The following is a 13472-nucleotide window of genomic DNA, read 5'->3' as shown; positions in this document are numbered from 1 at the left end:
AATGCGCGTGCCCGGCCCCGGGCGTCCCGGAAACCCAAGGGTTTCCCGGAGGAAGGTGCCGGCGGTACGCCCCGAACTGGAGCGCCTCATGAAGGTGTTGCCGACCGCCCGCATTCTTCTCGTGGATTCCCAGATGGAGCGTCGCCAGGCGACGCAGCTTGCATTAAGCGCCCTTGGCGTCGGATCGGTCCGGGAGGCTGCATCCCTCGATGAGGCCGCCGATCCCGCCGTGTTCGGCGGTGCGGACGTGCTGGTGGTGCAGGTGGATGATCCCGAGGAGGCTCCCGCCAACCCCTACCGCTTCGGCGCCGGTATTCCCGCGGTGCTGATCGCCGAGGTCCCCGCCCAGCTTCTGGTGCGCGCGGCTGGCCGCGGTGGCTATGATGCCGCCCTCGGCGCGCCCCTTGCGCCGCGGCTGCTCTACCGCCGCATCGGCTCCGTCCTGCAGCGGGCACGGCGCCTCTCCCGCCCCGCCTCCGCCGCGGTGGCCCAGCCGTCGGACCTCGTGGTCGCCAGCTGATCGTCTGCGTGCAGGCTGCAGCGTCCGGCACCTCGTGGTTCGACCGCGACAGATGGAACCCGTCTGCCGCGACCAGGTCGAACCACAACGCCTTGATCTGGTGGATCAACCGAAACGGATGGGAACCATCCGTTTCGGTTGATCCACTGGCCGGGCGTGCCTTCGCCGCATCTTTGTCCGAACGCGCGCCTTGCCAGACTCGGGCTGGACGGCGAGCATTCAGCCTTGCGCTTGCCGGGTCCTTGGCGACCCGGACAGGCAGGTCCCCCCGGAGCCTCCATGGCCACCATGGCGATCCGGCCGGGACCTGCCTTTGTTCAAGCATGGAGGCGGATGGATATGGCGGACCTGGACGCAACGCTGCAGGCTGTGGATGATGGGCTCGATGCGGCGCTCTCGCGCCTTTTCGGCTTCCTGAAGATCGCCTCCATCTCCACCGATCCCGCCCACGCGGCCGACTGCCGTGCCGCCGCGGACTGGGTGGCGGGCGAGTTGCGCGACCTCGGCTTCACCGCCACCGTGCACACCACCGCCGGCCATCCGGTGGTGGTGGGGCGCACCGACACCGGGGCGCCGCGCCGTGTGCTGTTCTACGGCCATTACGACGTGCAGCCGGTGGACCCGCTGGGGCTGTGGGAGACGCCGCCGTTCGAGCCCCGCCTGGGCACCACGCCGGACGGGCGGCGCACCATCGTGGCGCGCGGGGCCTGCGACGACAAGGGCCAGGTGCTGACCTTCCTTGAGGCGCTGCGGGCCTTCCGCGCCACCCGCGGCGCGCTGCCGGTGGATGTGACGGTTCTGCTGGAAGGGGAGGAGGAGTGCGGCTCCCCCAACCTTCCCGGCTTCCTCGCCGCCCATAGGGGGGAGCTTGCGGCGGACCTTGCCTTGGTGTGCGACACCGGCATGTGGGACCCGAAGACCCCCTCCATCACCACCTCCCTGCGGGGTATCCTGCATGCCGAGCTGACCATCGAGGCGGCGGACCGGGACCTGCATTCGGGCCTGTTCGGCGGCGCCGCGCGCAATCCCATCCATGTGCTCGCCCACATCATCGCCGCGGCGCATGACGCCGAGGGGCGGGTGACGCTGCCCGGCTTCTACGATGCGGTGCGCGAGCTGCCGCAGGAGGTGCGCGCCCGCTGGCGCGACCTCGGCCTCACGGCGGAAGCCTTCCTGAAGCCGGTGGGCCTGGCCCTTTCCGCCGGGGAGGCGGACCGCCTCGTCATCGAGCAGATCCAGTCCCGCCCCACCTTCGAGGTGAACGGCATCTTCGGCGGCTATACCGGGCAGGGCACCAAGACCATCATTCCCGCCCGGGCCACCGCCAAGATCTCCTTCCGCCTGGTGGCGGACCAGGACCCCGAGGCCATCCGCGCCGGCTTCGAGGCCTTCGTTGCGGGGCTGGTGCCGGCGGATTGCCGGGCCGTCTTCTCCTTCGGCGAGGGCGCGCGGGCCTTCATGGTGCCCCCCGAAAGCGCGGACCTGACCCGCGCGGCCGCGTCGCTGGAGGCGGAATGGGGCGTCGCCCCCGTCACCATCGGCTCGGGCGGCTCCATTCCCGTGGTCGGCCAGTTCCGCGAGCGGCTGGGGGTGGACACCCTGCTCATCGGCTTCGGCCTTGATGACGACCGGGTCCATTCGCCCAACGAGAAATACGACCTCACCTCGTTCCACAAGGGCACGCGCAGCTGGGTGCGCATTCTCGATTCCCTGGCCTGAGGTGACGCGGGGGACCTCGGGGCAGACTTTTTTGTTGCGCACAAACGTGGCAGGAAGGCCGGGACCAGCGCAGGCGGAACGCTTTGATGAACATGCAGGGCGGCAAGATCGACAGGGAAGGGCTGCTTTCGGCCTGGTGGTTCGACGGCAAGGGCGGGGCGGTGCGCCTGCCGCTGGAGACGGCGCTGGCCAGCCCCCCGATGGAGGGCGGCTTCACCTGGTACCAGTTCCGGCACCTGCCGCGCGCCGCCCAGGACTGGCTGCGCCAGGGGAGCGGCATCGACCTGACCGCCATCGAGGCGGTGGCCGACGACCAGTGCCGGCCGCGCTGCCGGGTGTTCGCCGACGGCGCGCTTTTGTCCCTGCGCGGCGTCAACCTCCAGCGCAACGCCCTGCCGGAAGATCTGACCACCATTCACCTGTGGGTGGACGAGCGGCGCATCATCTCCGTGCAGCACGACTTTCTGTCCGCCATCGGCGATTTCGAGGATGCGCTGGGCCGCGGCCGGTGCCCCCACACCCAGGGCGAGTTCGTGGCCGACATGTCCATGCGGCTGGTGGAGCGGGTGGATGCGGTGGTGACCACCCTCATCGACGATGCGGACGAACTGGAGGATGCGGTGGTCACCACCGAGACCGCCGAGCTTCTGCCCAAGCTCGCCGTGCTGCGGCGCGTGGCCATCAAGCTGCGCCGCCACATCGCCCCGCAGCGGGAGGCGCTGAACCATTTCGCGCTGGAGGACGACCCCTGGATGGGGCCGAAGGACCGCAACCGCCTGCGCGACGCCGCCGACCGGGTGGCCCGCTTCGCCGAGGAGCTGGACAGCGTGCGCGAGCGCGCCACTGTGATCCGCGAGCAGATGGTGGACATGCGCGCCGAGCAGATGAACAAATCCATGCTGGTGCTGGCGGTGGTGACGGTGGTGTTCGCCCCCATGACGCTGATCTCGGGCATGTTCGGCATGAATGTGGGCGGCATTCCCGGCAGCGACGATCCTGCCGCCTTCTGGGCACTTTCGGTGTGCCTGCTCGGGCTCGGCTTCCTGCTCCTGTGGGCGTTCCGCCGGATGCAGTGGATCTGACCCGGGCGCGGGGCCGGACGTTACGGAAACGTCGCGTTGCTGTCTCCGCCCTGTCAAGGCTCGCGGGGCAGGTGGGGAGCGCATCGGACCTTCAGGAGGTTTCCCCATGCGCACCCTGAAATCGTTTACCCTCGCTCTCCTCGCCGGCGTCGCCATGGCCGTTCCCGGGGCTCTGGCCCAGGATAAGGCGCCCCAGGATAAGGCGGCCCAGGACAAGCCGGCGCCCGCCGTCTCCGAAGGCACCGCCTTCCCCGCGGTGCTCGCCGGCCAGGTGGTGCTGCCTGCCGCCAGCTTCGTGGCCGCGCCCGAAGATGCGCCGGCCGACCTCAAGGTCTCCGGCAAGTTCACCAGCCCCGACCGCATCCGCAACGACCAGGTGGGCAGCGTGAAGGGCGTCAGCGTCCTTTCCAGCAAGGCCGCCCCGCGCGAAACCGGCCTCTCCCTGCCGTTCCAGGGCCAGCCGGTCCAGGGCTTTTCCGGCATCGTCTCGGAAGGCGACGGCCGGTTCTGGGTTCTCACCGACAACGGCTTCGGCTCCAAGGCCAACTCGCCCGACACCATGCTGATGGCGCACCGCCTGAAGATGGATTTCAAGGACGGCAAGATCGAGCGCGTGGGAACCATCTTCCTGCACGACCCGGACAAGAAGGTGCCCTATCCCGTCGTCATGGAAGGCACCGGCAAGCGCTACCTCACCGGCTCGGACTTCGACCTGGAATCCATGCAGGTGGTGGGTGACAGCATCTGGTTCGGCGAGGAGTTCGGCCCCTTCCTCATCGAGACGGACCTGAACGGCAAGGTGAAGGCCGTGTTCGAGACCAAGGTGGATGGCAAGGTGGTGCGCTCGCCCGACCATCCGGCCGTGACCACCCCGGCCGCGCCGGACGGCAAGGTGGCGTTCGGCGTCTACCGTTCCAAGGGCTTCGAGGGCATGGCCCTGTCCGCGGACAAGACCAAGCTCTACGCCCTGCTGGAAGGCCCGGTGTTCGACGCCGCCACCGGCGGCAAGGAGAAGGTGGGCGACAGCGAAGTGCTGCGCGTGCTGGAATTCGACATCGCCAAGCGCGAATGGACCGGCCGCTTCTGGAAGTATCCGCTTGCCCTCGCCGGCAATGCCATCGGCGATTTCAACATGGTGGACGACACCCACGGCCTCATCATCGAGCGCGACAATCTGGAAGGCAGCCGCCATGCGGCCTGCGCCCAGGGCCAGGCGGCCGCCGCCACCTGCTTCGACAAGCCGGCGGCGTTCAAGCGGGTGTACAAGGTGGAGTTCTCGCCGGAGACCGCCGGCCAACTGGTGCGCAAGGTGGGCTATATCGACCTGCTCGCCATCAAGGACCCCAACGGCAAGGCCCGGCAGGGCGGCACCGAGGGCGTGCTGGACATGCCCTTCTTCACCATCGAGGACGTGGTGATGGTGAGCCCCACGCAGATCGTGGTGGGCAACGACAACAACCTGCCGTACTCCGCCGGCCGCAAGCCGCAGCAGAATGACGACAATGAATTCGTGCTGCTGGACGTGTCGGAGTTTCTGAACGCGAAGTGAGGCCGCCTGCCGGCCGGGCGCGGGAGGCTTTTTGCGCCATGAAACGACGGCGGCCGGGCAATGCCCGGCCGCCGTCCTGTTTCACATCCCGGGCGGTGCGCCGGGCCTATTGCCCGGCAGCGAAGACGCTGGGGAAGGGGCGGCCGCGCACGTCATAGACGGTGGCGTAGACCACGCCCTCGCGCTCGATCTTCACCAGGGTGGGGGCCTTCACCTGCGCGCAGTAGAATTCGCCCAGCTGCAGGTAGAAGTCCGCATTGCGGCTGTCGTAGGTGGTTTCATAGCGCGGACCCAGCTCCGCCGCGGCGGCGAAATAGGGGCCGCACACGGCCACGCGCAGCTTGCGGCCCTGGGGCAGGGAGCGCCGGTGCTGCTCCACATATTCGTCCAGCTCCTCGGTGGCCTGCTTGAAGGCGAGGCCCCAGTAATCGAGCATGAACATCTTGTCGGCCGCCTTGATGCCGCCGGCGATGCGATTGTAGTAGGTATATTCATACGGGTGCAGGGCGCGGAAATCAGCGGCGGGCACGGCGATGCCCACCACGAAGGCGGCCGCGAGCGCGCCTTGCGCCAGGCGCGGCAGATTTTGCGCTTTTGTGCGGACCCACTCCACCGCAAGGCCGCCCAGCAAGGCCAGCGGCGGGGTGATGAACACGAAATGGCGGATGCCGTTATAGACCACCGGCCGCGTCGCCATTACCAACGCCACCGGGAACAGGGCGGCCATGACGATGAGCACCAGCCGCGCCCGGCTCGCGGGCGTGCCCTTGCCGGCCAGGATGGCCACCAGCGCCCCCGCCGTGCCGGCCAGGGAAAGGCCCAGAAACAGCTCCGGCATCTGCACCGAGAACAGGGTGGGCACATAGCTGCGGGGCATGTCCGGCACCAGGATGGGCCGCCCTTCGAACATCTCGCGCCAGGGCACTTCCCAGAACTTGGAATAATATTTGACGGCCACCAGCGGGTTCAGCGGGTCGGCCACGCCCCAGGGCCAGATGAGGCCGAGCACGAGATAGGCCAGCGGCAGGCCGATGGCCAGCAGGGCGACGAAGCGCAGGCTCCGCGCCAGCGCGCTGCGGATGCCCAGCTGCACCGTCTCCACCGCCAGCAGGAAGGCGATGGCCGCGCCCATGTAGACGCCGGTGATCAGCCCCATGACGCGGGTGCCGACGGTGAGGCCCAGGAACAGGCCGAACAATGCGACGGTCCGCGGCGAGGGGTTGGGAAATTCGTCGAGCGCCCGCACGAAAGCGTAGATCAGGCCGGCAATGGCCACGGCGAAGGGGGCATCCTTCGCATTCATGAACATGTGCCCGTAATAAAGCGGGCAGATGAAGAGAAGCAAGATGGCGGCCAGGCCGCCCCAGGGGCCGGCGATCCTGCGCCCGGTGCGCCAGACGATGAAAAGGCCGCCCACGCCCACCAGCGCGCCCAGCAGGCGGCGAATGTCGAACACGTCCACATAGGGCATGGCCTTGGCCAGCATGGCCGCCGCAAGGTCGAACCCGCCGCCGTAGTAATAAAGATTGACGAAGGAGAAGACCTTCTGGTCCGTCAGCCCGGAGCTGAAATAGCTGTAGAGCAGATTGCCATATTGCGAGTGGGTGAAGTCGTCCCAGCCCAGTCCGTAATCGGCGAAGGTGAGAATTGCGATCCCCGCGATGGCGGCGAGGACCACAAGGGCGCAGGTATCCGCGATCGCGCCTGGCCGACGGTCGATCTGCAAGAACGGCATCAACGGAGGACCCCAACGAAAGGACACACACGCGCACACCTCGACCCGGGCCGTGCAGCCCCGATCTCCCCGGAATTTTCCGTACAATCGTACCGTATCCAGGGGCGTGCATCACAGATAAGTGTTCTTAGATGCCGATCGCAACAAAATTATGCTGTGCGACGCAGCAAATGCGGCTGTCTTGTTGTGGAATTGCGGCGCGATCCTTCGCCGGGGTGGGGCGGGCGCGGTGGTGTTCTTGGGCTGGTGCCGGTTTTCCGCGGGCGAAGAAGATGTCGCGGTGAAAATGCTTTGTCGGCAATCGAAAGCGGCGGCGGGCCAGAGCGGCGGGCAAAGCCTTGCGCCTGCTGCGTCTCAAAGGAAAACCGCCCCCGGTCCATGCTGGCGCCGGGGGCGGGCTTCAGGGATCAGACGGCCTTGGCGTAGAGCTCGGCCACATAGTCCCAGTTGACGAGGTGATCAACGAACGCCTTAAGGTAGTCCGGGCGCCGGTTGCGATAGTCGATATAATAGGAATGTTCCCACACATCGACGCCGAGGATGGGGGTCGCACCCTGCACCAGCGGGCTTTCGCCATTGGCGCTCTTGGCGACGACAAGCTTGCCGTCCTTCAGGGCGAGCCAGGCCCAGCCGGACCCGAACTGGCCGACGCCGGCGGCGATGAAGTCCTCCTTGAACTTCTCCACGGAGCCGATGTCCTCGATGATCTTCTTTTCGAGCTCACCGGGGATGGCGCCGCCACCGTTCGGCTTCATCCAGTTCCAGAAATGCAGGTGGTTGTAGTGCTGGCCGGCATTGTTGAAGAGGGGGGCGTTCTTGCCGAACGCGCCCTTCACGATCTCCTCAAGGGATTTCCCTTCAAATTCAGTTCCCTTTAGGAGATTGTTGCCATTGTTGACGTAAGCGAGGTGGTGCTTGTCGTGGTGGTATTCCAGGGTCTCGCGCGACATGTACGGCGCGAGGGCATCATAGGAGTAAGGCAGGTCGGGCAGCGTGAAGGACATGAAACATCTCCGCAATCTATCCGGCATCGCGCTCGGGGAGAAATCGGGACCCCGGCGCACCGGGTATACGACATGTCCGAGCACGGACCTAGATAGGGCGCGCGCTGCCTTCAAACAACCTTGATGAGGTCGATTTTCCCGGCGACGAGCCACCGAGGGTGTCCTGCGGCGCACAGCCGGAAAGTGGAATGCGGGGGTGACGAGATGTGGTGGTTCCTGGTCCTTCTCGGCGTGCTGATCGCACTGGCCGGCCTTGCGGTCATTGCGTTTGGCGCAGTCATCTTCGTGTCCACCTTCGGCAACACGCTCATCACCACGGGAGCGGTGGCGGCCTCCGGCGGCTTCGTCATCACCGCCATGGGACTGGTGCTGCGCCAGCTGGAACGCCTGACGGACCGCATCGAAAGCCGTCTCGGCATCCGTGACGAGGGGGGCGAGGAGGCGCCGCTGCCGCCGCCCGCGCCACGCGCTCCCGCCCCGGTCGCCCCGGCCGCGCCCCGGCTTTCCATGGACGACCTTCTGGCGCCGGAGGACGAGGCCGCCGAGGACACCGCCGCCGAGCCGCCGCCCGCCCCCGCGCCGGAACGCGAGCGCGCCCCCGGCTTCACGCGCCAGGCCCCGGTGCTGGCCACCCCGCCGGCGGAAACGCAGGACCCCATGGTGGAAGCCCGCCGGCAGCGCCTGGAACGGCGCACCGAACCCGCCGCGCCGCGCCCGCCCGCCCGCCCGCCGCGCACCGGCTATGAGCCGCCGCCCCGCGCGCCCCGGCCCGCCCCGGAGCCGCCGGCCGCGCCTCCGCCGCCGGCCCGCCGCAGCGAGGAGGAGGAGCCGCGCATCCTCAAGTCCGGCATCGTCGGCGGCATGGCCTATACGCTTTATTCCGACGGCTCCATCCAGGCCGACCTGCCCGACGGCGTGGTCCGCTTCGCCTCGCTTCAGGAGCTGCGCGAACATGTCGCGCAGTCCCAGGGCGACCGGTAGGCCGGGTGAGGCGGGCGCGCCCTTTTCCCCCGGGGGGGGGGGCAGTTCGCCTGTAGGGACTTCCACCCCTGTAGACTTGCACCCCTGTAGGGACTTCGGTGCGGGCGTTTAGTTCCGCCGCACCGGGGCCGGAACGGGCGTGGCCGGCGTCGCTGGCGCGGGCTCGGCCGGCACCGGCGCAGACACCGAGGACAGGCGGACCTCCGCCTCCTTCAGCAGGCGCTCCAGCCCGGCGAGGCGCTCGGCGGAACGCGGCGAAAGCGTCACCGGCCGCTCGCTGGTGGCAAGCCCGGGCACGTTCACCATGGCCGGCGGTTCCTCGATCTTCGGCAGGGGCGTGGTCACGCCGGGGATCGGCTTGATGTCGATTCCCTGGTGGGCATAGGCCATCACCTTCTGCCAGGTCATGGCCGGCAGCGAGCCGCCGGTCATCTTGTTCATCATGGCGTAATCGTCATTGCCGAACCACACGCCAGCCACGTAATTTCCGGTGAAGCCCATGAACCAGGCGTCGCGATAGGCGTTGGTGGTGCCGGTCTTGCCCGCCACCTTGGCGTTGACGAGGCGGGCGCGGCGCCCGGTGCCGTTCTCCACCACGTTGTTCAGCATGTCGTTGATGTCGTTGAGCTGCTGGATGGGGATGATCTGCACCGGCTTGGGCGCGTCGCGGTCGAAGCGCCACACCACGTCGCCATCGCCGATGCGCATCTCCACCACGGCGTGGGGGTAGACGCTGCGCCCGCCGTTGGCGAACACCGCATAGCCGGTGGTCATATCGAACAGCGTCACCTCGGCGGCGCCCAGGGGCAGGGGCGCGCTGATGGGCAGCGGGGTGCGGATGCCCATCTGGTGGGCGAGGTCCACGATCCGCTTGCGGCCGAATCGTTCCGCCAGCCGTACCGCCACCGTGTTCAGCGAGTGCTGCAGCGCGGTCTTCAGCGTGATGGAGCCCATGTAGGAGCGCCCGTAATTCTGCGGGCACCAGTTGCCGAGGCAGATGGGGGCGTCCTGCACGATGGTGGAGGGCTTCATGCCGTTCATCAGCGCCACGGTGTAGACGAACGGCTTGAACGAGGAACCGGGCTGGCGCAGGGCGTCGGTGGCGCGGTTGAACTGGCTCTCGCCATAATCGCGCCCGCCCACCATGGCCCGCAGGGTGCCGTTCGGTTCCATCACCACGACGCCGCCCTGCTTCACCTTGTAGTCGCGGCCGAACTCCGCCAGCGAGGTTTCCAGCGCCGCGTCCGCCACCTTCTGGATGTTGGGGTCAAGGCCCGTGCGGACGATGAAGTTGCGCTCCACCACCGAGGGCGGGAACTGGTCCACCAGTTTCTTCACCTCGCCGAAGGCATAGTCGAGGTAGAAGTCCGGCACCTCGTCGTCGCGCCGGTCCACGGGCGTGGCCGGGTTGCGCCGGGCGCCGAACACCTGGCCCTCGGTCATGAAGCCGGCTTCCACCAGATTGTCGAGCACGGTGGAGGCGCGGGCGCGGGCGGCCGGCAGGTTGATGTGCGGCGCGTATTTGGACGGCGCCTTGAACAGGCCCGCCAGCATGGCGGCCTCGGCCAGGTTCACCTCCCGCACCGACTTGCCGAAATAATAGCGCGCCGCCGCATCCACCCCATAGGCGCCGCCGCCGAGATAGGCGCGGTCGAGATAGAGCTTCAGGATCTGGCTCTTGGTGAGGTGGGATTCGAGCCAGATGGCAAGGAAGGCCTCCTTGATCTTGCGCTCGATGGTGCGCTCGTTGGACAGGAACAGGTTCTTGGCCAATTGCTGGGACAGGGAGGAGCCGCCCTGGCGCACCCCGCCGGCCCGCGCATTGGTGACCACCGCGCGGAAGGTGCCGGCCACGTCGATGCCCCAATGCTCGTAGAAGCGCCGGTCCTCGGTGGCCAGCGTCGCCTTGATGAGCTGGTCGGGAATGTCCTCAAGGGGAATCGTGTCGTTCTGCTTCACTCCGCGCTCGCCAATGGTATTACCGTAGCGATCGAGGAAGGTGACGGCCAGCTCGGTGCGCTTCAGCCAGTCGTCGGAGGTTTCGCGGAAGGCGGGGATGGCCAGCGCCAGCATGCCCATCGCGCCCACCGCGCTGAGGGTGAGGCCATCGGACGCCAGCCCCACCGCGAAGCGCGGCACGCCGGTGAGGTTGAATCGCTCGGTGAAGGCGGAATAGGCGGAAAGGGCGCGCCGCGTGCGCGCGCCGAGGGAGAACAGGCCGCTGTCGAGGGCGGCGTCGAAATCCAGCAGCAGGCCGCGCAGCCGCGTCAGCAGGGAGCGGCGCTTCGGCGGGGGAGGGCGCTGGGAATCGGTCACGGCTCGCGCTCGGTCTCAACTCATCGTCACGGGCGCCGGCGAATCACCGGCCGGGGGCCGGTGCCCGCCCGCCGGGCGGGCCTGCGCGCTGTTCCTCTATAGCGCGGCGCGCAGGGGAGCGCGAGCGGGCAGGCGGCCCCCTCCCGCCCGTGTGAACGGCCGCGCACCGGAACGGCGGTGCGCGTGGCGCTCAGGCGCTGGGCATCTCCAGCACGCCGTTGGGGCTGAGCTTGTCGATGACGGTGGGCAGATATTGCGAAAGCAGGCTCGGCAGGGTTTCGGCGGAAAGGCCGAAGGAGGCGGCGAGCTGGCCCAGCTGGGTGTCGGCCAGGGCGGCGGTGATCTGGCCGAGCTGGGTGTCGCCGAGGGCGGCGGTGATCTGCTCCGCGCTCACGGCGGCGTTGGGGCCGTTGGACAGCCAGCTCGCCACCTGGTCGCCCAGGCCGGACTGCTGGAGCTGGGCCAGGAGCCCTTCCAGATTGCCGAAGGAGGTGTTGGCGAGGGCGCTGTTCAGCATGCCCGGCAGCGCCTGCCCCATGGGGCCGTTCAGCGCCGAATTGAGCAGGCCGCCGAGGGCGCCTGAATTGCCGGCCTGTCCAAGGACATTGCCGAGAACGCCGCCCAACATCTGGTCGAAGAGGCCCATGGCCTTGTCTCCACGCTTCCCGGAACGGCTCCGGTGGGGTTGTGCCCGAGGGGTCGGTCTAGCCTGCGCGAGGCTGCGGCCTGCTGCACTGCGAAAGGTTGCGGTGCAAGATGCGGGACGCCGAGGGTTGATGTACCGGATCGGACCGCTCAAGTCGATCACAAGTCCGAGCGGACCTGCGGCTCCGCGCCGCTGAGACCGTGTGTGACCTTTGCATCTGCGGTTTCTGTCGCTAACGGCTTGGTTGATGATCTCACTTCCCCTGTTCGCCGCCTTTGCGCTCATGACCGCCCTTGCGGCGCTCGCCGTCCTCTGGCCGCTGTCGCGTGCCCGTTCGGTGCGGGCGGCGCGCGATGCGGACCTTGCCGTCTATCGCGACCAGCTCGAAGAGATCGCGCGCGATGCCAAATCGGGCCGCCTGCCGCGGGCCGAGGCGGAGGCCGCGCGGGTCGAGGTGGCGCGACGTATGATCGCGGCCGACGCGGCCCGGGAGGGCGAGGACGGCAGTGCAGCAAATCCGGCGCGCACCGTCCGCCGCCGCCGCATGGCGGCGCTCGCGGGCCTGGTGCTGGTGCCTGCCTGCGCGGTCGCCCTCTACGGGGTGCTGGGCACGCCCGCCCTTCCCGGCGCGCCGCTGGCCACCCGCCTGAGCGCGCCGCCGGACCGGGGCGACGTGGCCATTCTGGTGCGGCGGGTGGAGGAGCATCTCGCCCGCAATCCCGACGACGGACAGGGCTATGAGATTCTGGCGCCGGTCTATCTGCGCATCGGCCGGCCGCAGGACGCCGCCCGCGCCTACGGGCAGGCCATCCGCATCCTCGGCGCCACCGCCGACCGGCTGTCCGCCCGCGGCGAGGCCCTGATGATCGCCGCCGACGGGCTGGTGACCGCCGATGCCGCCCGCGCCTTTGCCGCCGCGCTGGAACTGGACCCGGACGAGCCGCGCGCGCGCTTTTTCCTCGGCCTTGCCGCCGAGCAGGACGGCCGCCCGGCCGATGCCGCCCGCATCTGGGGCGAGCTGGCGGCGCGCTCGCCGGCGAATGCGCCCTGGCGCCCCATGTTGGCGGCCGCGCTTGCCCGGGTGGGCGGGCAGATGCCGGCTGCGCCCGCGCCAGCCCTGCCGCCTCAATCCGGCGCGACGCCCGCCAATCCCGCTCCCGGCCCCGGCGCAGCGGACGTTGCGGCGGCGGCGAGCCTTTCCGCCGAAGAGCGCAACGCCATGGTGCGCGGCATGGTCACGCGCCTGGCCGAGCGGCTTCAGGCCCAGCCCGATGATCTCGACGGCTGGTTGCGCCTGGTGCGCGCTTATGACGTGCTGGGGGAGAAGGACAAGGCGCAGGAGGCGCTGAAGACCGCCCGTGGCGTCTTCAAGGACAATGCAGAGGCCCTCGGCCGGCTCGATGCCGCCGAGAAGGCGCTCGCCGCAGGAGGCAAGGGATGACGCGCAAAGGCCGGCGGCTGGTGTTGATCGGAGCGGGACTCGGCGTGCTCGCCCTCGCCGCGGGGCTGATCCTGTCCGCCCTCAACGACACCATCGTATTCTTCCGCTCGCCCACCGAGGTGGCGCAGCGCCTGGTGGAGCCCGGCGCCCGCCTCCGCCTCGGCGGGCTGGTGGAAACCGGCAGCGTCACCCGGGCCGGCACCCTCACCACCTTCACCGTCACCGACGGCAATGCGGTGGTGAAGGTGGCCTATTCGGGCATCCTGCCGGACCTGTTCCGTGAAGGGCAGGGGGTGGTGGCGGAAGGCGTGCTCCAGCCCGACGGCAGCTTCAAGGCCGACAGCGTGCTGGCCAAGCATGACGAGCGCTACATGCCGCGCGAGGTGGCCGACGCCCTCAAGCAGCAGGGCGTGTGGAAGGACGGCGCGCCGGCGCCGGGCGCCGCCTCGCCCGCCCCGCGCGCGCCGGGGAGCTGAGCC

Annotated in this window: 11 protein-coding genes; 7 read left to right on the top strand and 4 right to left on the bottom strand. The window is 68.9% G+C overall.

Annotated elements, in window-relative coordinates; genetic code table 11:
• Window positions 1–88: 88 nt before the first annotated feature.
• The 4 genes from ACI7BZ_RS18150 (at window position 89) to ACI7BZ_RS18135 (ending at window position 4870) form a co-directional block, all read left to right on the top strand.
• On the top strand, window positions 89–520 hold the full coding sequence (locus ACI7BZ_RS18150) for an ANTAR domain-containing protein (protein ID WP_414118539.1): 432 nt from the start codon (window positions 89–91) through the stop codon (window positions 518–520).
• Between the two features lie 339 nt (window positions 521–859).
• Complete coding sequence (locus tag ACI7BZ_RS18145; protein ID WP_414118538.1) at window positions 860–2239, top strand: M20/M25/M40 family metallo-hydrolase; 1380 nt, start codon at window positions 860–862, stop codon at window positions 2237–2239.
• Between the two features lie 86 nt (window positions 2240–2325).
• Complete coding sequence (locus tag ACI7BZ_RS18140; protein ID WP_414118537.1) at window positions 2326–3321, top strand: zinc transporter ZntB; 996 nt, start codon at window positions 2326–2328, stop codon at window positions 3319–3321.
• Window positions 3322–3427: 106 nt separating this feature from the next.
• Window positions 3428–4870: an esterase-like activity of phytase family protein gene (locus ACI7BZ_RS18135; protein ID WP_414118536.1), complete on the top strand. Its 1443-nt coding sequence runs from the start codon at window positions 3428–3430 to the stop codon at window positions 4868–4870.
• 106 nt (window positions 4871–4976) lie between these two features.
• Here the strand turns inward: ACI7BZ_RS18135 and ACI7BZ_RS18130 are convergent, their stop codons facing one another.
• Both ACI7BZ_RS18130 and ACI7BZ_RS18125 read right to left on the bottom strand, forming a co-directional pair.
• A complete protein-coding gene (locus tag ACI7BZ_RS18130; RefSeq protein ID WP_414118535.1) occupies window positions 4977–6605 on the bottom strand; it encodes an ArnT family glycosyltransferase in 1629 nt (542 codons plus the stop codon).
• 407 nt (window positions 6606–7012) lie between these two features.
• Window positions 7013–7609, bottom strand: a complete 597-nt coding sequence (locus ACI7BZ_RS18125) for a superoxide dismutase (RefSeq protein ID WP_414118534.1) — start codon at window positions 7607–7609, stop codon at window positions 7013–7015.
• A 204-nt stretch (window positions 7610–7813) separates the two neighbouring features.
• On the opposite strand from ACI7BZ_RS18125, the gene ACI7BZ_RS18120 reads away from it, so the two are divergent.
• Entirely contained in the window at window positions 7814–8590 is a 777-nt protein-coding gene (locus tag ACI7BZ_RS18120; protein WP_414118533.1) for a hypothetical protein, read from the top strand.
• Between the two features lie 108 nt (window positions 8591–8698).
• Here ACI7BZ_RS18120 and ACI7BZ_RS18115 read toward each other — a convergent pair whose 3' ends face one another.
• Both ACI7BZ_RS18115 and ACI7BZ_RS22115 read right to left on the bottom strand, forming a co-directional pair.
• Window positions 8699–10906, bottom strand: a complete 2208-nt coding sequence (locus tag ACI7BZ_RS18115) for a transglycosylase domain-containing protein (protein ID WP_414118532.1) — start codon at window positions 10904–10906, stop codon at window positions 8699–8701.
• 190 nt (window positions 10907–11096) lie between these two features.
• Window positions 11097–11552, bottom strand: coding sequence for a YidB family protein (locus ACI7BZ_RS22115; protein ID WP_510803690.1), 456 nt, complete (start codon window positions 11550–11552; stop codon window positions 11097–11099).
• A gap of 247 nt (window positions 11553–11799) precedes the next feature.
• Between ACI7BZ_RS22115 and ccmI the strand changes: the two genes are divergently transcribed.
• Window positions 11800–12993 carry a c-type cytochrome biogenesis protein CcmI gene (gene ccmI, locus ACI7BZ_RS18105; protein ID WP_414118530.1) on the top strand — a complete coding sequence of 398 codons (1194 nt, stop codon included), beginning with the start codon at window positions 11800–11802 and terminating at the stop codon, window positions 12991–12993.
• Window positions 12990–13469 (top strand): cytochrome c maturation protein CcmE, encoded by a 480-nt coding sequence (gene ccmE / locus ACI7BZ_RS18100; RefSeq protein WP_414118529.1) that lies wholly within the window; start codon window positions 12990–12992, stop codon window positions 13467–13469. The genes ccmI and ccmE overlap by 4 nt, the downstream gene beginning before the upstream one ends.
• Window positions 13470–13472 lie beyond the last annotated feature (3 nt).

This window comes from Xanthobacter sp. AM11 (assembly GCF_047444035.1).
GTDB lineage: Bacteria > Pseudomonadota > Alphaproteobacteria > Rhizobiales > Xanthobacteraceae > Xanthobacter.
Note: the sequence above shows the minus strand (reverse complement) of the source record. Positions and strands in the feature narration are given on the sequence as shown.

Coding starts and splice junctions, on each gene's coding strand:
- ACI7BZ_RS18150 (WP_414118539.1), top strand. CDS start 89: ATGAAGGTGTTGCCGACCGCCCGCATTCTTCTCGTGGATTCCCAGATG.
- ACI7BZ_RS18145 (WP_414118538.1), top strand. CDS start 860: ATGGCGGACCTGGACGCAACGCTGCAGGCTGTGGATGATGGGCTCGAT.
- ACI7BZ_RS18140 (WP_414118537.1), top strand. CDS start 2,326: ATGAACATGCAGGGCGGCAAGATCGACAGGGAAGGGCTGCTTTCGGCC.
- ACI7BZ_RS18135 (WP_414118536.1), top strand. CDS start 3,428: ATGCGCACCCTGAAATCGTTTACCCTCGCTCTCCTCGCCGGCGTCGCC.
- ACI7BZ_RS18130 (WP_414118535.1), bottom strand. CDS start 6,605: ATGCCGTTCTTGCAGATCGACCGTCGGCCAGGCGCGATCGCGGATACC.
- ACI7BZ_RS18125 (WP_414118534.1), bottom strand. CDS start 7,609: ATGTCCTTCACGCTGCCCGACCTGCCTTACTCCTATGATGCCCTCGCG.
- ACI7BZ_RS18120 (WP_414118533.1), top strand. CDS start 7,814: ATGTGGTGGTTCCTGGTCCTTCTCGGCGTGCTGATCGCACTGGCCGGC.
- ACI7BZ_RS22115 (WP_510803690.1), bottom strand. CDS start 11,552: ATGGGCCTCTTCGACCAGATGTTGGGCGGCGTTCTCGGCAATGTCCTT.
- ccmI (WP_414118530.1), top strand. CDS start 11,800: ATGATCTCACTTCCCCTGTTCGCCGCCTTTGCGCTCATGACCGCCCTT.
- ccmE (WP_414118529.1), top strand. CDS start 12,990: ATGACGCGCAAAGGCCGGCGGCTGGTGTTGATCGGAGCGGGACTCGGC.